Origin of the sequence: Mycolicibacter longobardus (assembly GCF_002102265.1) — a bacterium.
GTDB lineage: Bacteria > Actinomycetota > Actinomycetes > Mycobacteriales > Mycobacteriaceae > Mycobacterium > Mycobacterium longobardum.
The window spans coordinates 338,667-363,518 of record NZ_LQPG01000007.1 but is presented as its reverse complement, the minus strand read 5'-3'; the positions used below and the strand labels follow the sequence as shown (position 1 = coordinate 363,518).

Below are 24,852 nucleotides of genomic sequence, written 5' to 3'. Positions count from 1 at the left end.
CTACGACGAACACAAAGCCTGGGCACACCGCACGCCCGCAGCCGCTTGACAACTTACGGACCTGGGATGTCTAGCCGACTGGCTACTCTCTTCGCATGGCTTTCACTCCGGCCGCCACCCGGTTCCGCTTCATCGCCCGCAGCGCGGCGCAGACCCGCATTCTCGACGCTGCGCTGCAGTTGATCGGTGAAAACGGTGTCGGCGGAACGTCACTGCAGATGATCGCCGACACGATCGGGGTCACCAAGGCGGCGGTCTATCACCAGTTCAAGACCAAAGAGGAGATCGTGGTCGCGCTCACCGAGCGGGAACTGGGCCTGTTGGAGGAAGCCCTGGAGGTCGCCGAAGCCGAGCAGAGCCGGCCGCGGGCTCGTGAGCTGTTGCTCGACGGCGTCATCGACATGGCGGTGCGCCGGCGGGGCGTGGCGAGCACCCTGCAGTTCGACCCGGTGATCGTCCGGCTGCTGGCCGAGCACCAGCCGTTTCAGCAGTTCATCGCGCGGCTCTACGGGGTGCTCGTCGGCGACGCCGGCGCCGACGCCGTGGTGTCGGCCGCCATGCTGTCGGGCGCCATCGCCGTGGGGGTGATGCATCCCCTGGTGGGCGGCATCGACGACGACACGCTGCGCGCCCAACTGCTGCGGCTCACCAGGCGATTCATCGAAGCTCCCGGCGACATCGCCGACGGGCATTGACCGTCGGCTAGCCGCTCGGCTACCTTTTCGATAGCCGATCGGCTAGCGGGGTGAAGGGGTAGCGCTATGCAATTGCTCGCCGAAGTCGAGGATTCGCCACAGGCGTCGGCATTCCGGGCGCAGCTGGTGCTGCTGTGGTCCGGCCCGGTCGTTGCCGCGGTGCTGCTCGCGATGTTCGCGGCGTTCCCGGGCTTCTTCCCGCCCATGTCACCGACCATGTCCGCCCAGCAGGTGGCGCAGTTCTACGACGAGCACCGGTCCTGGATCCGGTTGAGCATGGTCGGATTCAACCTGTGCGGGATCATGATCGTGCCGTTCCTGGTACTGATCGTCGGTCAGATGAAGCGCATGTCCACCCAGAGTCACGTCTTCGCCTACGCCTACCTGGCCGCCGTGGTCAGCGGCGCCACACTGTTCGCGCTGTCGAACATCTTCTTCGGGGTGGGCGCGTTCCGCTCCGACCGCAGCCCGGAGCTGATTCAGGCGCTCAACGACATGGCGTGGCTGTCGTTCATCGCACCCATCGGCATGATCGTGGCGCAGTTCGCGATGCTGGCCTGCGCCGTCTACTTCGACCGCGGTCCTGATCCGGTATTCCCGCGCTGGGTGGCGCATCTGTCGGTGATCACCGCGCTGGCGATGCTGCCCTCGGCGGCGGCTGCGGTGTACACCACCGGGCCGCTGGCCTGGGACGGGCTCATCTCGTTCTGGCTGCGCAACGGCGCCTTCGCGGTCTTCGTGTTCGCGATGTTCTTCGCGCTGCGAGATGCGCTGTACCGGCAGGGCGTCAAGGAAGGGCTGGTGCGGTGAGCGTCACGACGCTGCTGTCCGGCCGCGAGGTCGACGAGCCCGACCCGCCCGGCGGTGGTAAACGCGATGTGCGCCTGGTGTTCTGGATTTCCGTCGCGTTCTACCTGCTGATGGGTCTCGGGGTCTGTCTGCTGGGCAGGGTGACGCCGCCACCGCGGCCCGATGTCGGGGTGCCCGAGATCGTGGACTGGTATCACCAGCACGCGATCACCATCCGGATCGGCTTCGTGATGCTGCTGATGATCACCGGCGGCGCCGCGATCTCCAACGGCCTCATCGGCTATCACATGAAACGGATGAGCTCGGGTTCGTTGTTGGCCTACGGCTACATCGGTGCCATGGCGGTCGGGGCGATCCCCGGTTTCCAGCTGATGATGCTGTGTTACCTGCTCGCGGTGTTCCGGTCAGACCGCGACCCGGAGCTGGTGCGGTTCTTCTACGACCTCGGGACGCTGTCCTACAACGGTTCGCTGGGCTGTTTCACCGCCGCCTACTTCTGCCTGGCGCTGGCGATCTTCTACGACAAGAACAAGATCTTCCCGAAATGGTTCGCCTACATCACGGTCTGGCAGATCGTCACCGAGGTGATCGCCACCCAGATGTGGTTGTACCAATCGGGCGCCTTCGCCTGGAACGGGATCATCACCTTCTACATCGCCGTCGTCATCTTCGCCGCCTGGCTGGGGCTGATCTTCCCCATCATGTGGGTCACCGGCAAGCGCGAATCCCCCGAGGGAGCCGTGGAGTGACTGACCAGCAGATATCAACCGCCCGTGCGGAATCCGACCTCGGTACCAAGACACATCTGCCCGGCGACGGGCACATGTGGTTTATGGTGCTCGGGGATCTGTTCATCTTCGGCGGCTACTTCATCGCCTACCTGGTGTTCCGGACCCGCTCGCCCGAGCAGTTCCTGGCCGACCAGCAGCACCTCAGCATCACCATCGGCGTGGTCAACACCATTGTGCTGATCACCAGTTCCTGGCTGGTCGCACAGGGTGTTCAGGCCGCCCGGGCCGGCAACCGCACCGGCGCGATCAGTCTGGTGCGCGGCGGGGCGCTGTGCGGCGCGCTGTTCGCGGCGATCAAGGTCTACGAGTGGTCCTGCGAAATACATGCGGGACACACCAATTCCAGCGCGTTCTTCAGCTTCTACTACGTGCTCACCGGTGTGCACCTGTTCCACGTGGGACTGGGACTGCTGATTCTGGGAGTCGTGGTTCGGGAACTGCGCAACCCGCGCCGGGCTCGGGTCAGCATGGTCGAACAGGGCGCGACCTACTGGCACATGGTCGACCTGCTCTGGATCGTGATCTTCGCCCTGCTCTACGTGATGAGGTGAACAGCGTGGCCGTCCAACAGCATTCCCGCTTCGTGCCCGACCCGCTGCTGACCGGAAGCTGGCTGGTCCTGGTGGTGATCACCGTGCTGGCCTGGTGGCTTTCCCCGGGGCATGCCGGCGGGCACGTCGAACCCAGCATCCCCATCACCGTCGCGGTGATCGCGCTGTCGGCCGTCAAGGCACGGCTGATCATCCGCAACTTCATGGAGGTCCGAACCGCACCGCTCTGGCTGCGCCGCACCACCGACGCCTGGCTCGTCGTGTTGTGGACGGCCGTGCTCGCGATCTATCTGTTCTGAGCCGGGAAGCGGGGCAGATTCAGCGGCAGGTCGTTGTAGGTGGCGATGCCGGGCTCGGCGGCGACGACGGCCGGGATGGCGTTGATCGGCGGCATCGCGGTCATGATGTGGCCGAGCTCGAAGAAGTCGTCGAGTGACTTCGCCGAGGCGATCAGGTCCGGCGGCGGGGCGAAACCGACCTGCATGTTCACCGTCGGCCGGCCGTCGATGGTGATCTTCCAGCCGTCGCCGTCCAGCTGCCAGTCCGGCTCCAGCGTCTGCCCCTTGCGCCACCGCACGTTGATGTCGATGACGGTCTTGCCGTTGACGATTCCCCGCCAGCTGGCGAACACCCCGGCCACATGGCCGGCCGGTATCGTCCACGACGCCATCGGCAGATCCGCTGTGGTCTGGGCGTATTCGGCGACACAGGTGATCTCGTCGAGTTCGACGCCCATCGCATCGGCGACCAGGCGGACCGCCTCGGCGAAGACCGCGGTGCCGCGGGCGGCCATCGGCTCGAGCTCCGGATCGTCGATCGCGACACCGAAACCCACCGGCCGCTCGGTGTCGGGCGAGTCGTAGAGGGTGGTGTCCGCGGTCTCGGTGATGGTGATCTTGTCGACCCGGTCGCAGGCCGTCGCCGCCACGATGGCCAGCAGCTCGGCGAAGCCCGGGCTCACCCCGGAGCCGAACAGCGTGGATCCGCCCTTGTGGCAAGCCTCCTCGAGCCGGGCTCGGTCTTCGCCGAGGTTGTGCCCGGTGATAAAGGATGCCGACGTCACGACATTGACGCCCGCCGAAAGGATCTCCACCAGCTCGTCGACATTGATCCACATCGGGTTGTAGACGACGCAGTCCGGTTTGAGCGCCAACAACGCCGCGGTGTCGTTGGTCGCAGTGACACCGAGCGGGCCGATACCGACCAGCTCGCCGGCGTCCCGGCCGACCTTGTCGTCGGACCACGCGAACAGGCCGACGAGCTGGTAGGCGGGATTGCCGGCGATCGCCCGGACAGAGCTCTTGCCGACGTTCCCGGTCGTCCACTGGACGATCCGGTAGGGCGAGGTGGGGGTGGCAGCCATGTCGCCTGGCCCCGTTTACATCTGGGCCCAGACGATCTTGGTCTGGAGATAGGTCTCGATCCCCGCTTTGCCGGACTCGTAGCCCCAGCCGGACTGCTTGTATCCGCCGAACGGCATCGAGTGGTCGAACTGCATCTGGCAGTTCAGTCCGACCGTTCCGGCCTTGAGCCGCTTGGCCAACCGGTGCGCCCGGCCGAGGTTGCTGGTGTAGACCGTGGCGGCCAGGCCGTAGGTGCTGTTGTTGGCCAGCGCGATCGCCTCGTCCTCGTCATCGAACGGCAGCACCGTGACCACCGGCCCGAAGATCTCCTCCTGGAACAGGCGGCTGCTGTCAGGGTCGACATTGGTGACCACCGTCGGGTGCACGAAATAGCCTTTGCGGTCCAGCCGTTGGCCGCCGGTGACCAGTTCGACGCCATCCGAACGGCCCTGCTCCAGGTAGCCCAGCACCCGGGTCAGCTGCTTCTGGCTGATCAGCGGGCCGATCATGGCGCCCTCCTCCTTGGGGCCGCCCAGCGGCATGCTGTTGGCCATGTTGGCCAGGCCCTCGACCACCCGCTCGTACACGGCGCGCTGGGCGAACACCCGCGACCCGCACACGCACGCCTGCCCGGAGTGGATGAAGGTGCCGAATGCCGCCACCGTGATGGCCAGGTCGAGGTCGGCGTCATCGAAGATCAGCACCGGCGACTTGCCGCCGAGCTCCAGTGTCACCTTGTTGAGATTGCTTGCGGCCGAAGCCCGTACGATCTCACGCCCGACCTCGGTGGAGCCGGTGAACGCGACCTTGTCCACGTCGGGGTGTGCGGTGATGGCCGCACCTGCGGTGTGGCCATAGCCCAGCACCATGTTGACCACGCCCTCGGGAACACCGGCCTCGGCCAGGATGCGGTCGAGGACCAGCGCGGACAGCGGGGTTTCCTCGGCCGGTTTGACGACACTGCTACAGCCCGCGGCCAGCGACGGCGCCAGCTTGGCGCAGAAGTTGAAGACCGGGCCGTTCCACGGGAAGATCAGCCCCACCACGTCGTACGGCTCGCGCAGCGTGTAGACGTGCTGGTGCGACTCGATGCCGGTCAGGCCACCGGTGTTCACGTCGCGCGCGATACCGTCGATCTTGGTGCACCAGCCGGCGTAGTAGCGGAACCACTCCGAGCCGACCTTGGTGATGATCGCGGCCTGGGCGGGCGGGATGCCGGCGTTGATCGACTCGAGTTCGGCGAGGACCTCGGCGTTCTCGTCGATGAGGTCAGCGATCTTCCACAGCACCCGGGCGCGGTCGTAGTCGGCCTTCTGTGACCACACTCCGGACTCCGCGGTGGCCTTGGCCCGGGCGACGGCGTCGTTGACCGCTTCGGGTCCGCAGTCGGTGAACTCGGTGAGCTGTTCTTCGGTGGCCGGATCGATGATCGGAATCACGTCACCGGTGCCGGGGACCTTCCGAATGTCGTCCAACACCGTCTGCACCGACATTGATAATCCCCTTCTCGTATTCCGATAATTACGTTTGCATGAGGGTATGCGCTTCCCCGGCGGATGTCCAGAGTTCGCGGCGGGGCGGGGGTGTTCAGGGGCGCCCAGGCCCCGGCGACTGCTCAGCTACGTGGAGAAGCCGTGCGCGCAGAAGTCCCAGACTTCCTCGGCCGTCAGCGGGTGGACCGCCGGATCTGCTGAGGCCGGGCTGGATTGGGCGTTGAACATGACCGTCTGCATGATCATGGCCGCCACCCGCCGGGGATTGGCGTCGGTGCGCAGCCGTCCGGCGTCGGCGGCCTGTTCGGTCAGCTCGGCGAGCAACTCCAACAGCGGTGTGTGGGCAACCCTGACCTCGACCGGGTGGGTCAACAGCAGGGTGGGAGCGAAGTCGGTGAAGAGCGGCCGCTTGGCGGCCGGGTCGGGGCGCGACGACTCGAACAGCAACTCCACCGCGACTTTGAGGCGTTCCAACGGATCGGAGTGGTTGGCGGTGGCGGCGCGAATCTGATCGGCGGCGCGGCTCAGCGCGTCCTCGAAGAGCGCCAGCAGCAGCTCATGCTTGCCGTCGAACTGCAGGTAGAAGCTGCGCAGCGACTGACGCGACCGGTCCACGACCTCTTGGACGGTGAAGTCGGTGCTGCCCTTCTCGATGATGATCGACTGCGCGGCGTCCAAGAAGCGCTGGACGCGTTGCGCCGCGCGAATCTTCGCCGTCTTGATGGAGCGTTCGACCGCGCGCTGCTTCCAGGCGGGTTCCTCGCTCGGACTTGTCACCGGCACTCCGGACGCTGCGGTGGCCGAGACATGGCGCAACTGTACTGGACGGTAACGCGCCGGTGGGGTCGCACACCGGCGCGGGGGCAACGATGCAGAGATCGTAACTTCTCCATTCGAGAATGATATTCTCATCTCTGCGTCTAGGGAAGCGGACTCGCAAAGATCGGCACTGCTTTCGAATCGGGGTACCCCGGGGCGCCCGAGCCGAGGAGTTGCGGTGCAACTGACCTTTGATGCCGAAGTCGAGAGCTTCCGCGCCGAGTTCTCGGCGTTCCTGGACGAGCATCTGCCCACCGATGCCGAAGCCCTCGAGCGGTCACAGTCCTGTTCGGACGTGCCGGACTGGGCCCGCCGCTGGCAGCGCCTGCTGTTCGACAACGGCTGGCTGCTGCCCGGCAACCCCCCGGAGTTCGGCGGCCGCAACGCCACGATTCTGCAGCAGTACGTGCATTCTGCGGAACTGTCCCGGCGGCGGATCTACCCCAGCTTCAACCCGCAGGGGGTCGGCATCATCGCCGCGTCGTTGCTGTCTTTCGGCACCGAGGAGCAGAAACATCGCTGGGCCGTACCGATTCTGCGGGCCGAGATCACCGCGTCGTTGGGAATGAGCGAGCCGGGCGCCGGCTCAGATCTGGCCGGTCTGCAGACCCGGGCGGTGCTGGAAGGCGATCACTTCGTGGTCAACGGGCAGAAGGTCTGGACCTCCGGCGCCCACGACGCCGATGTGCTGCTGACGTTCGTACGCACCGACCCGGATGCGCCCAAGCACAAGGGCATCAGTGTGCTGCTGATCCCCACCGACACCGAAGGCGTTGTGCGGCGGCCTTTTGCGTCGGCATGTGCGCACGACGACGTCGACTTCAACGAGGTCTTCTTCACCGACGTCCATGTTCCCGTCGAGAACCTGGTGGGCCCGCTCAACGGCGGTTGGGGCGTGGCCAACGGCTCACTCGGGCATGAACGCACGCTGCTGTGGATGAGCTTCGCCGACCGGTTGCGCGATCTGATCATCGATTTCCGTCCGGTCGGCGCATTGGAACGCGACCGCTTCGCCACGCTGCTGATGGACGACCAGGCGCTGCGCCTGCTCGGTTCGGTGGCGCTGGCGCAGGCCGACCGCGGCGAGCAGGACGTGCCTGGGCTGTCGGTGCTCAAGCTGCTCGGCTCGGAAGCTGTGCAGAGTGCGGCAGAACACGCCCTGGACAACGCGGGCGCGGCCGGCCTGGTCCACCCCGCCAGCTCCGGTACGTACATGCCGCTCAACGAGGACTACGCCAGCGGAAGCCGGTTCGACCGCTACCTGCGCAGTTTCGCCGGAACCATCGCCGGCGGCACCTCGGAGATCCAGCGCAACATCATCGCCCAGCGGGTGCTCGGCCTGCCCCGGTAGCGATTTCGGCGCGGTTTTTCCCGCTGAGCGGCTATAACCGCGCCGAAATCGCTAGAGCTGCACCATTCGGGGCGCCGAGCCGCGGGCTCGCAGACCGCCGCCGACCCGGCGGGTCAGTTCGCGGGCGCTGCCGAGCAGTCCATCCAGCACCAGTACCCGCTCGATGTGGCGGTGCAGATCGTGTTCCGCGGTGAAACCGACGCCGCCGAGCACCTGCTGGCAGTGCTTGGCCGCGGTCAGCGCGGCCTTGCCCGCGGCAGCCTTGGCCAGCATGGAAGTCAGGTCCGGGCTTTCGATCGCGGGCGCGGCGAGGGTGGCCTCGGCGCCCTCGATGGCGACCAGGGTTTCGGCGAGCCGGTGCCGGATGGCCTGGAAGGAGGCGATCGGTTTGCCGAACTGCGTCCGGTCCAGTGCGTGTTGGCGCGCCAGGGCCAGCATGGCCCGCGCCGAGCCGACGAGCCACCACCCCAACGCGCGCTGGGCCTCACCCACGCGCATCAATTCCCCGTCTGGAACCTGGCGCAGCGGAAGCCCGCCAAGAACGGGATCGTCGGTATTGCCTTGTGCTTCCCTGCGTTCCCAGATCACCCAACTGCCGCCGGCGTAGGGCATCGGCGGAGTGCCGCCGGGCAGGCCGCCGATGGTCTCCAGGAGCACGTCGTTGAGCACCGATGCGTGTGCACCCGTCTCGCCGAGCAGCCGGAACACCAACGGTATGGCCAGATCGGGGTTCTCGGAAAGCATTTCCGCCCAACCAAGCTCGGCCAGGGCATGGTCGAGCTCCGCGCCGGAGCAGCCCAGCATGGTCTTGCGCAGCGTGTCTTCCAACAGAGCGAGCGAGGTGGCATCCATTCCGGTGGTCATCGTCACTCCTTGCCGAGGCCGAGCAGTCTGCGGGCGATGATGTTGCGCTGGATCTCGGCGGTGCCGCCGTAGATGGTGGCCGCCCGCGAGTACAGGTACTCGGCGCGCCACTCGCCCTCGTCCAGCTCGATCAGCCCCGGCAACAGGTCACGCGCGGTGTCATAGAGCAACTGTTCGGCGCCGGCCAGCAGCACCTTGTCGATGGAGGTCTCCGGGCCCAGCCGCCCGCCGTCGGCCAGCCGGTGCTGGGTGTCGCGGGAGCGGCAGCGCAACGTGTGCAGCGCCAGATACACCGCACCCAGCTCGTTGTCGACGGCCGCGCCCTGCCGCTTCACCGCTGCGATCAGCGCATCGAAGCGCGAGTACAGGTAGGCGATGCGCTGCCAGAAGCAGGTGGAGCGCTCATAGGGCAGCAGGTCCATGGCCAGCTGCCAGCCGTCGCCGGGCTTGCCGAGCATCCGCGAGGCGTCGACGACGACATCGTCGAAGTACACCTCGCAGAACTCGTCGACGCCGTGCATGGTGCGCAGCGGGCGCACGTCGATCCCGGGGCTGTCGAGGTCGACGAAGAACGCGGTGATCGCCTGGTGATCGGGCGTATCGGCATCCCCGGTGCGGGTCAGCAGGATGCAGCGGTGCGAGTACTGGGCGAAGCTGGTCCAGACCTTCTGGCCGTTGATCACCCACTGGTCACCGCGCGGGGTGGCGCGGGTGCTCAGCGATGCCAGGTCGCTGCCGGAACCCGGCTCGGAAAAGCCCTGGCACCACTGCTCTTCGCCGCTCAGCAGCTTGGGGACCATCTCGGCGGCCAGTTCCGGGCTGGCGTAGTCGATCATCGTCGGGGCCAGCACCTCGAGCATGGAGTACGGGCCCGGTTCGGCCAGGCGCCGGCCGACGACCTCCTCTCCCACGATGGCGCGCAGCATGTCCGGGCCGCCGAGGCCGCCGGCGTGCTCGGGCCAGCCGTAGCGGCTCCACCCGGCGTCGTAGAGGGCGCGCTGCACACGGGCGAACTGCCGCATGTGGGATTCCAGCGAGTGGTCTTGGGGCGGTGTCAGATCGGTGGATTCGAGCCAGGCGCGCAGTTGGGTGCGGAACTCGGCGGGATCGTGCGGTGCAACCATCAGGCTTCGGGCCTGCCGACCGCGTGCGGACGCCCTGCATCGTGCGCACCGCTGCGCCGGATGAACGTCATCGCCCGGGTCCGCAGCCTCCAGCCCTCGGCGGTGCGTACATAGGTGTCGTTGTAGTAGCCGATCCGCATGTCGTGGCTGGCGTGGTCGATGAAGCACAGTGGTTGGGTGCCGGTCGCCGTGTCACCGTCCAACTCGATCACCGGGGTGCCGGTCATGAACAAGCCCTTGGGCGCGGCATCCACCAGCACCGGAAACCGTTCCAGCGAATAGGTTTCGCCGAATGCGCTGTAGGTGCCGTCCGGGGTGAACACTGCCACCAGACCGTCGATATCGCCCTGGGTGATGGTCACCGCGTAGCGCGCCAGCGTCTGCTGGATCTCGACCAGGTCGTCAGTTCTTGTGGACATACACCTTGCCGCCTTTCATGACGAAGTTCACCTTCTGGGTAACGGCGATGTCGGCCAGCGGATCCCCGGGAACCGCGATGACATCGGCGAGCAGACCCTCGGCCAGCCGGCCGCGATCACTTGCGTTGATGAGTTCGGCTGCGGTCACCGTTGCGGCCCGCAGCACGGCGGCCGGCGGCATGCCCCAGTCGACCAGCGTGACCAGTTCATCGGCGTTGCGGCCGTGCGGAATAGCTGGCGCGTCGGTGCCGACGGCGATCTTCACCCCGGCCTCATAGGCCGCCTTGATCGACGTGCGGGCCTTCGGGAACATCTCGGCGGCCTTGGCCTGCAGTTCCGGCGGCGCCTTGGACACGTCCATGGCTTCGGCGAGCCGCCGGGTGGTGACCAGAAAGCGGTCGTTGTCGACGAGCATCGCGATGGCCTCGTCGTCCATCAGGAAGCCGTGCTCGATGCAGTCGATGCCGCACGCGACCGCGTGTTTGACGGCCTCGGCGCCGTGGGTGTGTGCGGCCACCCGCAGCCCACGCCGGTGCGCCTCGTCGACGATGACGCGCAGCTCTTCATCCGAATAGTGTTGCGCGCCCGCCTCTCCGGTCAGCGACATGACGCCGCCGGAGCAGCACACCTTGATCAGCTGCGCACCGTGCTTGATCTGGTAGCGGACCGCCTTGCGGATCTCGTCGACACCGTTGGCGATGCCTTCCTCGACGGTCAGCTCCAGCACACCCGGCATGAACGCCGCGAACATGGTCGGGTCCAGGTGCCCGCCCGTCGGGGTGATCGCGTGCCCGGCCGGCACCACACGGGGGCCCTCGATCCAGCCCGCGTCGATCGCCTTGCCCAGCGCCACGTCGAGCAGATAGCCACCGGTCTTGACGAACAGGCCGAGGTTGCGCACCGTGGTGAAGCCCGCACGCAGGGTGCGCCGCGCATTGCCCACCGCACGCAACACCCGGGTCGGCGGATCATCCTGGACCTGGGACAGGCCGGGGTTCTCGCCCCGACCCCCCATCAGCAGGTTGACCTCCATGTCCATCAGCCCCGGCAGCAGGATCGAGTCGCCCAGGTCGATGACCTCCTCGGGTTCGGCCCCGTCCGGCGGGCGTTCGCCGACCCCGACGATCCGGTCACCCTCGACGTGCAGCACACCGGGGCGGATGATCTCGCCGGCGTCGACGTCGAGCAGCCCGGCCGCCTTGAGCGTCAGCACCCCTAGATCACCGGCTCGCTGAGCAGTTCGACCCACGCCGCGCCGCTGTCCGGGACGCGCGGCTGTTTCCAGGCCTCGATCGGGAACGACACCATGACGAGGGACTGCATGATGTGCATGAGAGTCTTTGCGTCATCTGGTAAGTCGTCCAGCGGAAACTTGTCGCAGTATGCGACGACGTCGTTCAGCATCGGGAACGCGACGTCGTAGAACTCCTGCATCTCGGCCATGGATGACGCCAGCCGCTTGGCGTAGCGGTCGGGCTCGTGGGCCAGGTCCCAGTCCAAATAGGGCTCCAGAGCGGCGAATTCAGACGGTAGCGGCATGTTGGTGCTCCTTTACGAAGTCGCGGTTCACTTTGTGCAGGTGGCGGATCAGGATCTCCTGGTCGCACAGCAGGAAGTCCTTGACGGCCCTGGTGCCGATCATGGTCTGGGTGGCTTCCAGGGTGTTGGCGTCCTGCAGCGCGTACTCCTTGAACGTGACGGCGGCCAACTCTTGGGCCAGGCGTTCGCGCGCATTCTTGGGGGGCACAAAGTACAGGTTCGCCTCGAAGACGTGCTTGTCGACGGCGGTCGGCCAGTACTGGTAGGTCAGATACCAGCCCGGTTCCCAGATCAGCAACATGAAGTTGGGGTAGAAGAGCCACGAGTCGATGCCCCACTGCGGCACTCGCTTGACGTTCACGCCCGGCGGCAGCTCCTTCAGATTGGCGATGAGCTCCGGCTTGTCCCACGGGCCGAACAGCCCGCTGCGCAGGACCTGGTCCAACGGCTTGACCATGGACATGTCGGGGGGCGGGGCCTGACCGCCCCACGTCGACTGCAGGCTGTGCGGGCCGGCCAGCTCGTAGTGCAGCGCTTCGTAGCCGAACTTCTGGATCTTGGCGGCTTCTTCCTTGGTGTACTGGCCCTGGTGCAGGATCGGCGCGTGGTAGAACTCGACGAACGCGTCGATGAAGAGCTTCCAGTTGCTGCCGACCTCGGCGCGGTAGGAGTAGGTCTCGGTCATCTCGCCGAACGGGTAGCCCTCGATGCTCTTGGCCAGCGGCCCGAGGTAGTCGGCGAGCGGTTGCGCGTTGTCGTCGAAGTTGATGAAGATGAAGCCTTCCCACACCTCGCAGCGGACGCCGGCCAGGCCGTAGTCGCCCTTGTCGAGGTTGAAGAACTCGTCCTCCTGCTGGACGAAGGTCAGATCGCCGTCCAGGCTGTAGCGCCAGGCGTGGTATTTGCAGGTGAACTGTCGGCAGGTGCCGGAGGTCTCCTCGTTCGGGAAATCGTTCCACACCAGCTTGTTTCCCCGGTGGCGACAGACATTGTGGTAGGCCTTGACCGACCCGTCCTTGGTCTTGCAGACGATCACCGACATGCCCTTTCCGGCCGACGGCAGCTCCCTGGTGAAGTAGCTGCCGGTGCGCGGCAGGCGCTCGACGCGGCCGACGTTGAGCCACATCCGCTTGAAGACGGCCTCGCGCTCGGCCTCGAAGAATGCCGGGTCGATCGAGTCGCTGTAATCGACTGGCTCGGTGCCGAGTTCGGGATAGTTCTGCGTCCAGCTACCTGCGGCCGGTTTGGGGAAATGGGGCACGGTGTTACCTCCCTGATTCGGGTTCTTCATCGAGTTCAACGCCAAAAGTGTTGAAGGCCATGGCCAACATGCAGTAGCAGCCGACCGTGAAGACCAGATCCATCACCTGCTGCTCGTCCAGGTGTTTGGTCAGGACCGCCTCGGTGGCGGCCGAGAGCCGGGTCTTCTCGTCGAGTTCGTCGGTGGCATCCAGCACTGCCTGGTAGAGCTCGTCGCGGCCGGTGCCGTGTTGCAGGTCGCTGATGTCGTCGTCGGTGAGACCGGCTTCCTTGCCCATCGTCACGTGGTGTGCCCACTCGTATTCGCAGCCGCGCCGGTGCGCCGTCCGCAGGACTGCGAGCTCGCGCAGGTGCGCGGGCAGGGCCGAGCCGTACAGCAGGTGGACGTTGAAGCGCAGGAACACCCGGGCCAGCTTCGGGTGGTGGACGAGCATGGCCAGCGCGTTGCCGGCGTCGCGGGCATTGCGCCGCTCCTCGGGCAGCATCTGGGCCAGCGCGCGCTGTACGTCAGCGTCGTCCCAGTGCGACTCCGACAGCTCAGCTAGACGCATGTGGCCACTCCTCGTCGGCGAGAATCACATTCTCATATTTGACCAACAGATTTCCATGTTTGGCTCGATTGGTCAACACTCCGCCGTTTGCGCAGCTAGGACGGCCGTGTCGAACGCCCGCTGCACGCCCCCGGCTACGCCGGCGCCGCCCCGGCAAGGCGGGTAGGTTAGAAGGTTGATTCTCCGAAAACGGGAAGATAGTTTTCAACGGAGACGTTGTTGAGCCCGGCTCACCCGCGCCGGACCCGGATCGGAGGATGGCCGTGAACAAGGACGACATGATCCTGATCAGCGTCGATGATCACACCGTCGAGCCGCCGGACATGTTCGCCAACCATCTGGCGCGCAAGTACCTGGATGACGCGCCGCGCCTGGTGCACAACGCCGATGGCTCCGACTCCTGGCAGTTCCGCGACGTGGTGATCCCCAATGTCGCGCTCAACGCGGTCGCGGGCCGGCCCAAAGAGGAGTACGGACTGGAGCCGCAGGGCCTCGACGAGATCCGGCCCGGTTGCTACAACGTCCATGAGCGGGTCAAGGACATGAATGCCGGCGGCATCCTCGGCTCGATCTGCTTCCCGTCGTTCCCCGGCTTCGCCGGCCGGTTGTTCGCCACCGAGGATCCCGACTTTTCGGTTGCGCTGGTCCAGGCCTACAACGACTGGCACATCGACGAATGGTGCGGCGCGTATCCCGGACGCTTCATCCCGATGGCGATACCGGTGATCTGGGACGCCCAGAAGTGCGCCGATGAGGTGCGGCGGGTGTCCAAGAAGGGAGTGCACGCTCTGACGTTCACCGAGAACCCGGCCGCGATGGGCTACCCGAGTTTCCACGACGCGTACTGGAACCCACTGTGGCAGGCGCTGTGCGACACCGACACGGTGATGAACGTGCACATCGGGTCGTCGGGCAAGCTGGCCATCACCGCGCCCGACGCGCCGATGGACGTGATGATCACCCTGCAGCCGATGAACATCGTGCAGGCCGCGGCGGACTTGCTGTGGTCTAGGCCGATCAAGGAATACCCGGACCTCAAGATCGCGCTGTCCGAGGGCGGCACCGGGTGGATCCCGTACTTCCTGGAGCGGGCGGACCGCACCTACGACATGCATTCGACCTGGACGGGCCAGAATTTCGGCGGCAAGGTTCCCTCCGAAGTGTTCCGGGAGCACTTCCTGACCTGTTTCATCTCCGATCCGGTGGGTGTGCAACTGCGCCACATGATCGGCATCGACAACATCGCCTGGGAGGCCGACTACCCGCACAGCGACTCGATGTGGCCGGGCGCGCCCGAAGAGTTGTGGGACGTGCTGACCGCCAACAACGTGGCCGATGACGACATCAACAAGATGACCCACGAGAACGCCATGCGCTGGTACTCGTTCGACCCGTTCGCCCACATCGCCCGTGAGCAGGCAGGAGTGGGTGCGCTGCGCAAGGCCGCCGAGGGACACGACGTGTCAATTCGCGCGCTCAGCCACCACAAAGACGGGGATCGGCAGGCGAACGCGCTGATGGAGGCCGCGCGCTCGAACAGCTGAGTCGGCCCGGTCGGCGCTGACGGGCCTGAAGGAGACCCCAGGCGTTGACGGCACCCCCGGGTTATGGAAGTCTGTTGACCGGTGACGAGAATGGCATTCTCGTATGCGAGAGGGAGCGAAACGGCTCGTGATGGATCCAGACACGATCGACTTCTTCACCGACCAATCGGTGGTCGGGGACCCCTACCCGTATCTGCGCGCGCTGCGGGAGCGGTCGCCGATCACCCGGGAACCGCACCACGGCGTGATGATGGTGACCGGCTGGGAAGAGGCGTGCGCGGTGGCCGGCAATGCCGAGGTGTTCTCCTCGTGCATCGCGGTGACCGGCCCGTTCCCCGGCTTCCCGGTGCCGCTGGACGGCGACCTGGGCGGTGCGACCGTCGCGGAACTGATCGACAAGCACCGTGACGAACTGCCGTTCAGCGACCAGCTGCCGACCCTGGACCCGCCCACGCACACCAACCACCGCGCCCTGTTGATGCGGCTGCTCACCCCCAAGCGCCTCAAGGAGAACGAGGACGCCATGTGGGAGCTGGCCGACCGGGTGCTCGACGACTACCTCGCGCCCGGCGCCGGTGAGTTCATCGGAGGTTTCGCCGCGCCGTTCACCCTGCTGGTCATCGCGGACCTGCTCGGTGTCCCGGATGAAGACCGTGACGACTTCGTCAAGAACATTCACCGCAACGCCGGCGGCGGGATCGGCAGCACCGATGCCAAGGCGCTGGCGCACAGTCCGCTGGAGTTCCTCTACGCCACCTTCGCCGGCTACATCGCCGACCGTCGCAGTGCACCACGCGATGACGTCCTGACCGGCATGGCGGAGGCGACCTTCCCGGACGGTTCCATCCCGGACCCGATCGACGTGGCCAAGGTGGCTGCCAACGTCTACTCGGCCGGCCAGGAGACGACGGTGCGACTGCTCGGCTCCGCGCTGAAGATCATCGCGGAGCAGCCGGACCTTCAGCAGCGCCTCCGTGATGACCGCAGCCTCATCCCGAACTTCATCGAGGAGGTGCTGCGCTTCGAGAGTCCGGTCAAGGGAGACTTCCGGCTCTCCCGGGTGGACACCGAGATCGGCGGAGTTCACATCCCGGCCGGCACCACCCTGATGGTGCTCAGCGCGGGCGCCAATCGCGATCCGCGCCGTTTCACCGATCCGGAGACCTTCGACGCGGCGCGCTCGAATGCCCGCCAGCACATCACCTTCGGGCGCGGTATCCACAGCTGCGCGGGAGCGCCACTGGCCCGCGCCGAGACCCGGATCGCGATGGAGCGCCTGCTGGATCGCACCACCGACATCAGGATCTCCGAGGAGCTGCACGGCCCCGCCGACGCGCGGCGATTCAGCTACATTCCGACCTACATCCTGCGTGGCCTGATCCAGCTGAACCTGGAGTTCACCGAGGTGGGGCGGCCGGCGCGATGAAGGCCTGGGTCGACCCGGATCGTTGTGCCGGGCATGGCATCTGCACCACGATCTGTCCCGAGGTGTTCGCGATCAACGATGACGGGTATTCGGAGGTCACCGTGGACGAGGTGCCGCCGGAGTTCGAGCACGCGGTTCGCGATGCCATCAAGCAATGCCCGGAACACGCCATCGACGACATCACCGACAATTCACCCGAGGAGAGCTAATGGCGAACGCGCCCAAGGGATATGTCATCCTGACCGAGGCGATCAAAGATCCGTCGGGCATGGTCGCCTACGGAAAGGCCGCGGGGCCGACGATGGCCTCCGGCGGCGCGACGATCCTGGCCGTTGAGACCCAGCATGAGTTGCTGGAAGGCGACTGGCACGGAAATCAAACCGTCGTCCTGGAATTCGAATCCGTGGACGCCGCCCGCGCCTGGTATCACTCCGAGGAATACCAGAAGGCCGCGAAGCTGCGGCAGGCCGCAGCCGACTGCAACGCGGTCATCCTGTCCGGGTTCCCGGGGCGTTAGTCCTCGTCTACTCTTCCTCGGCGACCGCCAGCGCCTGACGGGGACACCTGCGGACCGCCTCGGCGACATCGCCTTCGGTCTCCGGCGTGATGTCCGGCTTGAGGATATAGAGGTTGTCCTCGTCGTCGAGGTGGAACACATCCGGATTGATGCCCATGCAGATCCCGTTGGACTCACAGAGCCCGTAGTCGACGACAACCCTTCGCTTGGTCATCGGGGTTTCCTCACCGGATCACACGAACCGGGACGTTGGAATAGCCGGAGACGTTCTGCATGTGCACCCGTTGCAGCCCATCCCAATCCACCTCGTAACGAGGCATGAAGTCCAGCAGCCGCTCCAAGGCGATGACACTTTCCATCCGGGCCAGCGCCGCGCCGAGGCAGCTGTGAATCCCGTATCCCAGCCCGAGGTGCTGTGCTTCGGTCTGATCCCGGTCGATGTCGAAGGTGTCGGCGTCGGCGAATGCCTCCGGGTCGCGATTGGCAGCGGCGCCGATCAAGAACACCGGCTTGCCGGCCGGAATCGTGCCGCCACTGACGTGTGCCTCTTTGAGCGTGTAGCGGACGTTGTACTGCACCGGTCCCTCGTAGCGCAGCAGTTCCTCGACGGCGGCGGGCACCTTGCTGGGGTCGTCGAGCAGCTTCTGCCACTGGTCGGGATTGCGGGCGAAGATCACCGCGGCGCTGCCGACCAGCTTGGTGACGGTTTCCGCGCCGGCGGCCCCGAGCAGCGAGGCGAATCCGGTGATCTCGATATCGTCGAGGCGCCGCATCTCGCCGTTCTCGCCGGGAATCTCCGCGGCGATCAGCCTGCTGATCATGTCGTCCTGCGGGTCGCCGCGCCGTTCCTGGATCAGTCCGTAGTAGTAGGTCGCGGTCTCGATGGTGGCCTGCATGCCGGCCTCGCTGGTCTCGATCTGCCCCGGCTCGCGGTGCAGCGAGGTGTCGATCCAGTGCCGGACCTGTTGGCGGTACTCCTCGGGCACCCCGGCCATCCGAGTGATGACCTCCACCGGGAACGGTCCGGAGAAGTCCTGCACCACATCAAACCGGTCGGGGCCGACGGCGCTCAGGAATCGCTCGACCTGTTCGACCACGGTCTCGCGCTGGGACTGGATCGCGCGCGGGGTGAAGGCCTTGTTGAGCAGGCTGCGCATGTGCCGGTGATCGGGAGGGTCCATGAAGATGATCATCTTCTGCGGCACCTCACCCGAACGCACCATCGCGAGGTCGCAGCCGCGAGCCGACGAGTAGGTCTCGAAGTCCTTGAAGGCCGCGGCCACGTCCACATGGCGGGTGAGCGCGTAGAAGTCCAGTTCCTCGTTGTAGTACAGCGGCGCTTCCTCGCGCATTCGCCGATAGATGTCGAACGGATTGTCGTAATACTCTTCGGAGAACGGGTCGAAGACGAGTTCCGCCTTGGTCATCGAACCTCCCGGGGACGGCAGACTATAACCGCTACTGTAAGACAAACGGCAGACCGTTGGAAGGGGCGATCGCCGACCGGGTTCACCGCGGGTGGTCCATCAGCGAAAGCGCCGCGTCGGCGGCTTCGAGCACCGCACCGGGAACGGCGTCCGCCCGCTGCGCCAGATCGGCCACCAGCCGGACATCCTTCTGCAATAGCGACCCGGCCAGGCCGGCCAGCCGGTCCAGGGTCCCGCCGGAACCCCGGATGCTGTTCAGCGCGAAGCTGTTCGCGCTGCCACGTGACACCACTTCGGCGAGCCGGTCGGTGGCGACCCCGAGTTGCTCACCGAGTGCCAGTGCGGTCGCCGCGGTCCCGAGATTGGCGGTGAACAACAGGTTGTTGAGCAGCTTGGTCACCTGACCCGAGCCGAGATCACCCAGATGCACCACCGGGTCGGCGTAGGTCTCGAACACCGGGCGGCAGCGCTCGACGACATCGGGCTCACCCCCGGCCATCACCAGCAGCGTCCCGGCCGCGGCAGCCGGACCGCCGCCGCTGACCGGTGCGTCGATCACCGAGACCCCCTGGTCCGCACAGTGCTGCGCGAGCCGGCGACAGGTGTCGGGGTGGACCGTGCTGTGAATCGCGATGATGCCGCCGGGCTGCAGTCCGGCCAGCACCCCGCTGTCCCCGACGATGACCTCGTCGACGTCGGCATCGCCGACCACGCACAGGCAGACCAGATCACTTTGGCGGCCCAGCTCGGCGGGGGAGTCGGCGACGCGGGCTTCGGTGTCGGAGAAGGGCTCCAGGGTGCCGTCCCGCCGGGCCCACAGCGTGGTGGCGTACCCGCCCTCGACGATGCGCCGCGCCATCGGCGCGCCCTGGCTGCCCAACCCGATGAAACCGACGCGCATCAGCTGACCTCCGAATCCCGCGCGGCGACAGCGGACGCCGCGCACTCACCGACGAATGACAGTGCCGAACTGTGATACTCCGCGGCGCTGAAGCCGAGGCTGAGATTGTGCCCCGCCCCGGGTTGGTTATTGCTCGTGAAACTCGGTGTGGCGGTGAAGATGTCGCGGATATCGCGCTGCGCATCCGGGTCGGACTGCCAGATCTTCTCGTGTTCGGCGAAGGTGAAGCGCACCGGTACCCGGACCCGGCCGGCCAGCGACGGGAAATCACGGCGCGGCCAATCGGCCACCATTTCGGCTTCATACTGCGAGCCCGGGGAGGCGTGGGTGATCCCGCGCAAAACCGCGTCCGGGTACAGCGAGGCCGGTTCCCAGAGCAGTTCGCGTAGACCGACCGGCCGCTGACCGGGGCCGGCCGTGCTCAGTGCCCTGCGCGCGGCATCCTGGTAGCGCAGCCCGGTACCGGCTAACTCCAGCCCGAGCAGCTCGGCGCCCCGATCGTCGGCCGCCATCCGCAGCGCCAGTTCGCAGCCGTTGGAATGCCCCAGGATGAACAGGCCGGCACCGCGTGGCCGTTCGCCGAGAATCCGGTCGACGGCCAGGTAGGCCAGCCGGACGCGTTGGCCGGGATCGGTTGTCGCCTCCGGATACAGCGCCGAGCTCCCGTAGCCCGGTCGGTCCAGCGCGATCACCGTGTAGCCCAGTGCGGCACCGGTTCTCAGCAGGGACAACTCGGCCTGGCCGGGGCAGTCGAAATACATCGACGTGGTCCCGCCGCCGTGCAGCGCGACGACCACGGCATGAGGATCCGCGACGTCGGCCACCAACGCCGACATCGGCACACCGTCGGCGCTGACCATCCGCGGGCGGACTGGGGGACTCACGAGTCCGTCCGCAGCAACATGACCCCGCTGGGGGTGAGCCCGCCGCTGCTCGCCACCGCGACCCGGGCGCCGGCGACCTGGCGTTCGCCGGCCTCGCCGCGCAACTGGGTGACGGCTTCATGGATCAGCCCCATGCCGTGGGTGCGGCCGTGGGAGAGCTGGCCGCCGTGGGTGTTCAGCGGAAGCACTCCGTCGCGGGCGATGTTGGTGCCGCCGTCGAGGAAGCTCTTGGCCTCGCCGATGCCGCAGAACCCCAGTGCCTCAATCCAGGACAGGCAGTTGAAGGTGAACCCGTCGTAGAGTTCGGCGACGTCGACGTCCGCGGGCCGCAGCGGGGTCCGCGACCACAGATGCGCGGACTGGCCCAGAACCTGCGGTTCATGCGTCAGGGTGCTCTGGTCCCAGTCGATCCGCTCGATGATCTGGGTGCCGACCGCCTCGACCCGGATCGGCGGCTTGGCCAGGTCCCGGGCCGCGTCGACTGCCGACACGATCACCGCGACCGCACCATCACACGGAACGTCACAGTCGTACAGGCCGAACGGGGTGGTGATCGGACGGGCCGAGAGATAGTCGTCCATGCTCATCGGATCCCGGTAGATCGCCGTCGGATTCACCTGGGCGTTGGCCCGCTGGTTCAACGCGATCCAGCCCAGCGTCTCCCGGGTCGTGCCGTAGCGGTGGAAGTGCCGCTGGGCGTTCTGTGCCAGCGTGTGCGCGGCGGAGGTCGCACCGAACGGCATCTGCCAGCTGGCGGTCCGGCCGCCCTGGGGCCTGATCTTGCCCTGCTTCATCAGCTCGTTGTGGGTGGCCTCCCACAGGGTGCGGAAGCACAGCACGTGACGTGCCAAACCGCCGGCCACCGCCAGCATGGCGGCGATCACCGATCCGCCGGGACCGAAAGTCTCCATGCCGCCGTTGTGCCAGGTCGGGCGGATTCCCAGCGCGGATTCCAGCGCCGTCACGCCGCCCTCGGTGAACGGGCCCAGCATGCCGGGACCCGGATAGGTGGACAGGCCGTCGATCTCGTCGAGGCTCAGGCCGGCATCGTCGATGGCCTGCTGACAGGCCTGGACCGTCAGTGCCAGCGGCGGTCTCATCAGCCGGCGGCCCAGGTCGGACATGCCTATTCCGGTTATCGCGACCTCGTCCTCGAACTTGCGGGCGGTGACCATCGGCCGGACGTGGCTGCTGAAGTCCTGCGGTGCGATCTCGTCGTCGGGCAGCGGCGCGACGTCGGTGACATCGCCGGCGGGGCGGAAAAGCGGCAGCCACACGTCTTCGTGCTGTTCGAACACCACCTCGAGTTGCCTGCCGAGCTCGAGCTGGTCCGGGTCGCAGTCGATGATGTTGGTGGTCAGCCGAATTCGCGGATCCTCATTGATCGCCGCCTGTGCCACCACATAGGGCGCCGGCATGCCGGGCAGGCTGAACCGATGGTTGACGGTGAATCCGGCCAGCGTGGCCCGCCCGGACACGTCGCGCACGCCCATGTTCTGGCCGCGGCAGTATCGGCATACCGGCTGCGGCGGATGGATCAGTGCGGCGCAGTCGCGACACTCCTGCAGCCGCAGTACCCCGTCGGCGCCAGCGGTCCAGAAGAACTCGTTCTCGGCGGTGATGGCCGGCAGTGGCCGTCCCGGTGAACTCATGCTGGGTGCCTCATACGTCGTCGTCCTCGGTGATCTCGATGATGGCGTGCACCGGGCAGTCCAGCAGGGCGCGCTTGACGTCATGCTCGTCGGCCTCGGCCACGGTCCCATCGCCCGTCATGGATGCGTAGCCCCAGTCGTCCAGGGAAAAGTGCTTCGGTGCGTGTTTGGCGCAGAAGCCGAATCCGTCGCACAGCGTGCGATCCAGGCGGATCCTCATGCCGTCACCTCCTCGACCGCATAGGGACGCATCGCGCGGAAGGCGCCGCCACGGCAGGCATCGCAGGCGCCGTCCAGGTGACCGGCGACCAACTCCGGGAACCGATTCAGCAGACTGGCCGCCACATTGGTGGCGCCGTCCAGGGTGCCGCAGGCGCCCCGCCCGGGCAGCACCCCGGCCCACCGTCGCATCCGCTCGACGTCTTCGGTCTCCGCGACGCCGTCCCGCAGCGCCTCGGCGACCGCCGCCATCGCCACGGTGCCGTTGAAGCACGACCCGCACTGCCCGGCGTTCTCCCGGCCGAAATAGGCCAACACCGAGGCGGCCACGGCGACCGGGCAGTCGTCGGTGAGAACCGACATCGCCCCGCAGCCCAGACCGCTGCCGGCGGCGCGCAGCGACTCGTGATCGAGCGTCGTCTCCAATGCGTCGCGGTTGAGCAGGCCGGCGAAGTAGCCGCCCATCAGCAACCCGCGCACCCGCTTGAGCGAAATCCCGTGCACACCCAGAAGTTCGGCGACCGCGATGCCGTGCGGCAGCTCGTAGAGCACCGGTGGAAGCCCGCCGCCGGTCACCGTCGCCAGGAAGGTGCCCGGCGACAACTCGGTCCCCACCGTGCGGAACGCCGCCGCGCCGTGCTGGTGCAGGTACGGAAGATTCGCCAACGTCTCGACGTTGGACACCAGCGTCGGCTGCCGGCGGATCCCCTGCTGGTAGGGGCGGGGCGGCTTGTCGGTCGGTTTGGCCGGTCCGCCGTTGATCGCCCGCACCGCTGCGGTCTCCTCGCCGGCGACATAGCCCGCGTCGACGGTGAACACACTGATCGTCAGCCCACCAAGGACTTTCGTGTCGAGCTCGGCCAGCGCGTGCTCCACGCTGTTGGCTGCCGTCGGGTCCGAGACATAGACGTAGGCACGGTCGGCCGCCACTGCGGCGGCGGCCAGCCGCAGCCCGTCGAGCACCAGGTGCGGACGGTTGCGCAGCAACCAGCGGTCCTTGACCGACGCCGGCTCGCCCTCTTCGCCGTTGGCCAGCACCACGGTGTCGCGGCCGCGACGGGCGGCGTCGCGCACCGAACGCAGCTTGACCGCAAGCGGAAACGCCGCCCCGCCGCGGCCGAGCAGCCCGCTGCGATCCACCTCGGCCAGGAACTCGTCGGCGTCGGGCACTGGCCGATAGCCGCCGCCCGCCAGGTAACTCGCGCCGTCCTCGACACCCTCGCTCAGCAGTCGCGGCGCACAGCCCGGCCACACGGCGACGGTGGTGTGCGGGGTCGCGGCAGTTGTCGTCATTGCCACCTCATTTGGCTAGGCTCGCGGACGTGAGAACTGCGGTGGTGCGCGTCGACGTCGACCCGACCGGGCAACTGACCCCCGAGCAGTTGGTGGCCGGGATGGCGGCGCTGCGCGACCTGGCAGGCCAGGCCGGCGCCGAGTTGGTCGACGCCAGCGTTGCGGCCATGCCGGTGGGCCGCCGTCAAGCGCGGCTGCTGATAACGGGTGCCGAAGCCGACGTTGTCGACATTGGGATCAGACTGTGCGCCAATGCATTCGGTACCATGCCCGCGGCGGGGGTGGTCACCTATCTGAGCAGGGGCACCGACGACGACGTGCACGGCGTTCTGGCCGGGCTGGGGCTGGCCGGCGAGGTCGGCCGTACATCCGGACCGGACGGTCTGGACGTCGTCCATGTGACCCTGGCGGAGCCGGACGTGGCGCGGGTCGGAGAGAGCCGCATCCACACCGCGCTCGAGGCATCGCTGAACTGCGAGGTTCACATCCACAGTCACTGAGGCCATCAGCGGCCCAGGAATTCGAGGATCGCCGGCGCGGCCTGCACCCAGGTTTCGAACATGTTGAAGTGACTGACTTTTCCGGCGGCACGCTCCTCGCCGGCGCGTTCCCAGGCGTCCTCCGGCCAGGGCGGATCGATCAGCTCGGAACCCTTGATCAGGCAGTTCACCTCCAGCGAGGTGCGTTTGGGGTGGTCCCAGTCGTTCTCGCCGCCCCGGATGATGAGCGTGGGAACCGTTATCCGATCGAACATCTCGTCGTCGACGCCGGGAATCGTCTGCCCGGGCTTGGACACGAACGCGTTGAGCCAGCGCAGCATCACCTTGAGAAACTCGTCGCGGTCCAGATCGAGCAGTCGTTGCTTGTTGTCCGGATTCTCCTCGATGCGCTCCTGCCATTCGCGGAGGTTCAACAGCGCCGGCGTTCCGCCGCCGCGCACCGCCAGAATGTTGGGCACCACATAGTAGGACCCCAGCACGAACGTGCCGTACAACCCGCCGACGATGTTCCACAGCACCAGCTTGGTGGCCAATTCCGGGTAGAGCATGGTGGTCAGCATCGAGTCCCGCGCACCGCCTGAACCACCGGCGATGATGCACGGCCCGGTGTCGAGCTTGGTAAGCAAGCCGTGCAGGGTTTCGGCACGCATATGCGATTCGGACTGGCCGTAGAACTGCACATCGGACGCCCCGCAGTTCGGCCGGTCCCAGAGCAGCACCCGGTAGCCGCCGTCGACCAACGCTTCGGCCAGCGGACGCAGCCCCGGAATCTCCTTGGAGAACCGGCCGCCGGGTGTCAGCACGATCAGATCGCCGCCTGTGCCGAGGATTTCGTAGACAACGTTTCCACCGTTGACTTCGATAGAGGCCACCGAAACT

The 24,852-nt window shown here is 66.8% G+C and carries 29 protein-coding genes; 11 read left to right on the top strand and 18 right to left on the bottom strand.

The window, feature by feature from the left end; translation table 11 throughout:
* Positions 1-95: 95 nt before the first annotated feature.
* From AWC16_RS02695 to AWC16_RS02675, 5 genes are all read left to right on the top strand, one after another.
* On the top strand, positions 96-695 hold the full coding sequence (locus tag AWC16_RS02695; RefSeq protein WP_085263252.1) for a TetR/AcrR family transcriptional regulator: 600 nt from the start codon (positions 96-98) through the stop codon (positions 693-695).
* Between the two features lie 66 nt (positions 696-761).
* A complete protein-coding gene (locus AWC16_RS02690) occupies positions 762-1,505 on the top strand; it encodes a hypothetical protein (protein WP_085263251.1) in 744 nt (247 codons plus the stop codon).
* The gene (locus AWC16_RS02685) at positions 1,502-2,254 is read left to right on the top strand and encodes a hypothetical protein (RefSeq protein ID WP_234812088.1); all 753 of its coding nucleotides are present in this window, start codon (positions 1,502-1,504) and stop codon (positions 2,252-2,254) included. Before AWC16_RS02690 ends, AWC16_RS02685 begins: the two co-directional genes overlap by 4 nt.
* A gap of 74 nt (positions 2,255-2,328) precedes the next feature.
* Complete coding sequence (locus tag AWC16_RS02680) at positions 2,329-2,847, top strand: cytochrome c oxidase subunit 3 (protein ID WP_085263291.1); 519 nt, start codon at positions 2,329-2,331, stop codon at positions 2,845-2,847.
* A 5-nt stretch (positions 2,848-2,852) separates the two neighbouring features.
* A complete protein-coding gene (locus AWC16_RS02675; RefSeq protein WP_234812087.1) occupies positions 2,853-3,146 on the top strand; it encodes a cytochrome C oxidase subunit IV family protein in 294 nt (97 codons plus the stop codon).
* Here AWC16_RS02675 and AWC16_RS02670 read toward each other — a convergent pair.
* The 3 genes from AWC16_RS02670 to AWC16_RS02660 form a co-directional block, all read right to left on the bottom strand.
* Complete coding sequence (locus AWC16_RS02670; RefSeq protein ID WP_085263250.1) at positions 3,134-4,210, bottom strand: NAD(P)H-dependent amine dehydrogenase family protein; 1,077 nt, start codon at positions 4,208-4,210, stop codon at positions 3,134-3,136. The two genes, AWC16_RS02675 and AWC16_RS02670, sit on opposite strands and share 13 nt — an antisense overlap.
* A 15-nt stretch (positions 4,211-4,225) precedes the next feature.
* A complete protein-coding gene (locus tag AWC16_RS02665) occupies positions 4,226-5,683 on the bottom strand; it encodes an aldehyde dehydrogenase family protein (RefSeq protein WP_085263249.1) in 1,458 nt (485 codons plus the stop codon).
* 126 nt (positions 5,684-5,809) lie between these two features.
* Positions 5,810-6,460, bottom strand: coding sequence for a TetR/AcrR family transcriptional regulator (locus tag AWC16_RS02660; RefSeq protein ID WP_085263289.1), 651 nt, complete (start codon positions 6,458-6,460; stop codon positions 5,810-5,812).
* A gap of 220 nt (positions 6,461-6,680) precedes the next feature.
* On the opposite strand from AWC16_RS02660, the gene AWC16_RS02655 reads away from it, so the two are divergent.
* The gene (locus tag AWC16_RS02655) at positions 6,681-7,853 is read left to right on the top strand and encodes an acyl-CoA dehydrogenase family protein (RefSeq protein ID WP_085263248.1); all 1,173 of its coding nucleotides are present in this window, start codon (positions 6,681-6,683) and stop codon (positions 7,851-7,853) included.
* A gap of 51 nt (positions 7,854-7,904) precedes the next feature.
* On the opposite strand, the gene AWC16_RS02650 is transcribed toward AWC16_RS02655, so the two are convergent.
* The 7 genes from AWC16_RS02650 to AWC16_RS02620 are packed head-to-tail and all read right to left on the bottom strand — an operon-like array spanning position 7,905 to position 13,610.
* Positions 7,905-8,717 carry an acyl-CoA dehydrogenase family protein gene (locus tag AWC16_RS02650; RefSeq protein ID WP_085263247.1) on the bottom strand — a complete coding sequence of 271 codons (813 nt, stop codon included), beginning with the start codon at positions 8,715-8,717 and terminating at the stop codon, positions 7,905-7,907.
* Between the two features lie 2 nt (positions 8,718-8,719).
* Positions 8,720-9,841, bottom strand: a complete 1,122-nt coding sequence (locus AWC16_RS02645) for an acyl-CoA dehydrogenase family protein (RefSeq protein WP_085263246.1) — start codon at positions 9,839-9,841, stop codon at positions 8,720-8,722.
* Positions 9,841-10,260, bottom strand: coding sequence for a nuclear transport factor 2 family protein (locus tag AWC16_RS02640; RefSeq protein ID WP_085263245.1), 420 nt, complete (start codon positions 10,258-10,260; stop codon positions 9,841-9,843). Before AWC16_RS02640 ends, AWC16_RS02645 begins: the two co-directional genes overlap by 1 nt.
* Entirely contained in the window at positions 10,244-11,473 is a 1,230-nt protein-coding gene (locus tag AWC16_RS02635) for a metal-dependent hydrolase family protein (RefSeq protein ID WP_085263244.1), read from the bottom strand. The genes AWC16_RS02640 and AWC16_RS02635 overlap by 17 nt, the downstream gene beginning before the upstream one ends.
* 2 nt (positions 11,474-11,475) lie before the next feature.
* Positions 11,476-11,799 (bottom strand): hypothetical protein, encoded by a 324-nt coding sequence (locus AWC16_RS02630; protein ID WP_085263243.1) that lies wholly within the window; start codon positions 11,797-11,799, stop codon positions 11,476-11,478.
* Complete coding sequence (locus AWC16_RS02625; protein WP_085263288.1) at positions 11,783-13,060, bottom strand: aromatic ring-hydroxylating oxygenase subunit alpha; 1,278 nt, start codon at positions 13,058-13,060, stop codon at positions 11,783-11,785. The genes AWC16_RS02630 and AWC16_RS02625 overlap by 17 nt, the downstream gene beginning before the upstream one ends.
* Positions 13,061-13,064: 4 nt before the next feature.
* The gene (locus AWC16_RS02620) at positions 13,065-13,610 is read right to left on the bottom strand and encodes a carboxymuconolactone decarboxylase family protein (RefSeq protein WP_085263242.1); all 546 of its coding nucleotides are present in this window, start codon (positions 13,608-13,610) and stop codon (positions 13,065-13,067) included.
* A 263-nt stretch (positions 13,611-13,873) separates the two neighbouring features.
* Here AWC16_RS02620 and AWC16_RS02615 point away from each other — a divergent pair, with 263 nt between their 5' ends.
* The 4 genes from AWC16_RS02615 (at position 13,874) to AWC16_RS02600 (ending at position 17,097) form a co-directional block, all read left to right on the top strand.
* Positions 13,874-15,154, top strand: a complete 1,281-nt coding sequence (locus AWC16_RS02615) for an amidohydrolase family protein (protein ID WP_085263287.1) — start codon at positions 13,874-13,876, stop codon at positions 15,152-15,154.
* 130 nt (positions 15,155-15,284) lie between these two features.
* Complete coding sequence (locus AWC16_RS02610) at positions 15,285-16,580, top strand: cytochrome P450 (RefSeq protein ID WP_085263286.1); 1,296 nt, start codon at positions 15,285-15,287, stop codon at positions 16,578-16,580.
* On the top strand, positions 16,577-16,789 hold the full coding sequence (locus tag AWC16_RS02605; RefSeq protein WP_085263241.1) for a ferredoxin: 213 nt from the start codon (positions 16,577-16,579) through the stop codon (positions 16,787-16,789). The genes AWC16_RS02610 and AWC16_RS02605 overlap by 4 nt, the downstream gene beginning before the upstream one ends.
* A complete protein-coding gene (locus tag AWC16_RS02600) occupies positions 16,789-17,097 on the top strand; it encodes a DUF1330 domain-containing protein (protein ID WP_085263240.1) in 309 nt (102 codons plus the stop codon). Before AWC16_RS02605 ends, AWC16_RS02600 begins: the two co-directional genes overlap by 1 nt.
* A gap of 7 nt (positions 17,098-17,104) precedes the next feature.
* Here the strand turns inward: AWC16_RS02600 and AWC16_RS02595 are convergent, their stop codons facing one another.
* The 7 genes from AWC16_RS02595 to AWC16_RS02565 form a co-directional block, all read right to left on the bottom strand.
* Entirely contained in the window at positions 17,105-17,311 is a 207-nt protein-coding gene (locus AWC16_RS02595; RefSeq protein WP_085263239.1) for a ferredoxin, read from the bottom strand.
* 10 nt (positions 17,312-17,321) lie between these two features.
* The gene (locus AWC16_RS02590; RefSeq protein WP_085263238.1) at positions 17,322-18,524 is read right to left on the bottom strand and encodes a cytochrome P450; all 1,203 of its coding nucleotides are present in this window, start codon (positions 18,522-18,524) and stop codon (positions 17,322-17,324) included.
* An 82-nt stretch (positions 18,525-18,606) separates the two neighbouring features.
* Positions 18,607-19,425 carry an NAD(P)-dependent oxidoreductase gene (locus AWC16_RS02585; RefSeq protein WP_085263237.1) on the bottom strand — a complete coding sequence of 273 codons (819 nt, stop codon included), beginning with the start codon at positions 19,423-19,425 and terminating at the stop codon, positions 18,607-18,609.
* On the bottom strand, positions 19,425-20,285 hold the full coding sequence (locus AWC16_RS02580) for an alpha/beta hydrolase (protein ID WP_085263236.1): 861 nt from the start codon (positions 20,283-20,285) through the stop codon (positions 19,425-19,427). Before AWC16_RS02580 ends, AWC16_RS02585 begins: the two co-directional genes overlap by 1 nt.
* A gap of 20 nt (positions 20,286-20,305) precedes the next feature.
* Entirely contained in the window at positions 20,306-21,961 is a 1,656-nt protein-coding gene (locus AWC16_RS02575; RefSeq protein WP_085263235.1) for a thiolase C-terminal domain-containing protein, read from the bottom strand.
* Between the two features lie 10 nt (positions 21,962-21,971).
* Positions 21,972-22,181: a ferredoxin gene (locus tag AWC16_RS02570; RefSeq protein ID WP_085263234.1), complete on the bottom strand. Its 210-nt coding sequence runs from the start codon at positions 22,179-22,181 to the stop codon at positions 21,972-21,974.
* The gene (locus AWC16_RS02565; RefSeq protein WP_085263233.1) at positions 22,178-23,473 is read right to left on the bottom strand and encodes an NADH-ubiquinone oxidoreductase-F iron-sulfur binding region domain-containing protein; all 1,296 of its coding nucleotides are present in this window, start codon (positions 23,471-23,473) and stop codon (positions 22,178-22,180) included. The genes AWC16_RS02570 and AWC16_RS02565 overlap by 4 nt, the downstream gene beginning before the upstream one ends.
* A gap of 29 nt (positions 23,474-23,502) precedes the next feature.
* On the opposite strand from AWC16_RS02565, the gene AWC16_RS02560 reads away from it, so the two are divergent.
* Positions 23,503-23,973: a hypothetical protein gene (locus AWC16_RS02560; protein WP_085263232.1), complete on the top strand. Its 471-nt coding sequence runs from the start codon at positions 23,503-23,505 to the stop codon at positions 23,971-23,973.
* 5 nt (positions 23,974-23,978) lie between these two features.
* Here AWC16_RS02560 and AWC16_RS02555 read toward each other — a convergent pair whose 3' ends face one another.
* Entirely contained in the window at positions 23,979-24,845 is an 867-nt protein-coding gene (locus AWC16_RS02555; protein ID WP_085263231.1) for an alpha/beta fold hydrolase, read from the bottom strand.
* Between the last annotated feature and the right edge of the window lie 7 nt (positions 24,846-24,852).

Coding starts and splice junctions, on each gene's coding strand:
- AWC16_RS02570 (WP_085263234.1), bottom strand. CDS start 22,181: ATGAGGATCCGCCTGGATCGCACGCTGTGCGACGGATTCGGCTTCTGC.
- AWC16_RS02565 (WP_085263233.1), bottom strand. CDS start 23,473: ATGACGACAACTGCCGCGACCCCGCACACCACCGTCGCCGTGTGGCCG.
- AWC16_RS02640 (WP_085263245.1), bottom strand. CDS start 10,260: ATGTCCACAAGAACTGACGACCTGGTCGAGATCCAGCAGACGCTGGCG.
- AWC16_RS02610 (WP_085263286.1), top strand. CDS start 15,285: ATGGATCCAGACACGATCGACTTCTTCACCGACCAATCGGTGGTCGGG.
- AWC16_RS02605 (WP_085263241.1), top strand. CDS start 16,577: ATGAAGGCCTGGGTCGACCCGGATCGTTGTGCCGGGCATGGCATCTGC.
- AWC16_RS02580 (WP_085263236.1), bottom strand. CDS start 20,285: ATGGTCAGCGCCGACGGTGTGCCGATGTCGGCGTTGGTGGCCGACGTC.
- AWC16_RS02575 (WP_085263235.1), bottom strand. CDS start 21,961: ATGAGTTCACCGGGACGGCCACTGCCGGCCATCACCGCCGAGAACGAG.
- AWC16_RS02690 (WP_085263251.1), top strand. CDS start 762: ATGCAATTGCTCGCCGAAGTCGAGGATTCGCCACAGGCGTCGGCATTC.
- AWC16_RS02645 (WP_085263246.1), bottom strand. CDS start 9,841: ATGGTTGCACCGCACGATCCCGCCGAGTTCCGCACCCAACTGCGCGCC.
- AWC16_RS02650 (WP_085263247.1), bottom strand. CDS start 8,717: ATGACCACCGGAATGGATGCCACCTCGCTCGCTCTGTTGGAAGACACG.
- AWC16_RS02665 (WP_085263249.1), bottom strand. CDS start 5,683: ATGTCGGTGCAGACGGTGTTGGACGACATTCGGAAGGTCCCCGGCACC.
- AWC16_RS02585 (WP_085263237.1), bottom strand. CDS start 19,425: ATGCGCGTCGGTTTCATCGGGTTGGGCAGCCAGGGCGCGCCGATGGCG.
- AWC16_RS02630 (WP_085263243.1), bottom strand. CDS start 11,799: ATGCCGCTACCGTCTGAATTCGCCGCTCTGGAGCCCTATTTGGACTGG.
- AWC16_RS02590 (WP_085263238.1), bottom strand. CDS start 18,524: ATGACCAAGGCGGAACTCGTCTTCGACCCGTTCTCCGAAGAGTATTAC.
- AWC16_RS02595 (WP_085263239.1), bottom strand. CDS start 17,311: ATGACCAAGCGAAGGGTTGTCGTCGACTACGGGCTCTGTGAGTCCAAC.
- AWC16_RS02670 (WP_085263250.1), bottom strand. CDS start 4,210: ATGGCTGCCACCCCCACCTCGCCCTACCGGATCGTCCAGTGGACGACC.
- AWC16_RS02680 (WP_085263291.1), top strand. CDS start 2,329: ATGTGGTTTATGGTGCTCGGGGATCTGTTCATCTTCGGCGGCTACTTC.
- AWC16_RS02600 (WP_085263240.1), top strand. CDS start 16,789: ATGGCGAACGCGCCCAAGGGATATGTCATCCTGACCGAGGCGATCAAA.
- AWC16_RS02620 (WP_085263242.1), bottom strand. CDS start 13,610: ATGCGTCTAGCTGAGCTGTCGGAGTCGCACTGGGACGACGCTGACGTA.
- AWC16_RS02695 (WP_085263252.1), top strand. CDS start 96: ATGGCTTTCACTCCGGCCGCCACCCGGTTCCGCTTCATCGCCCGCAGC.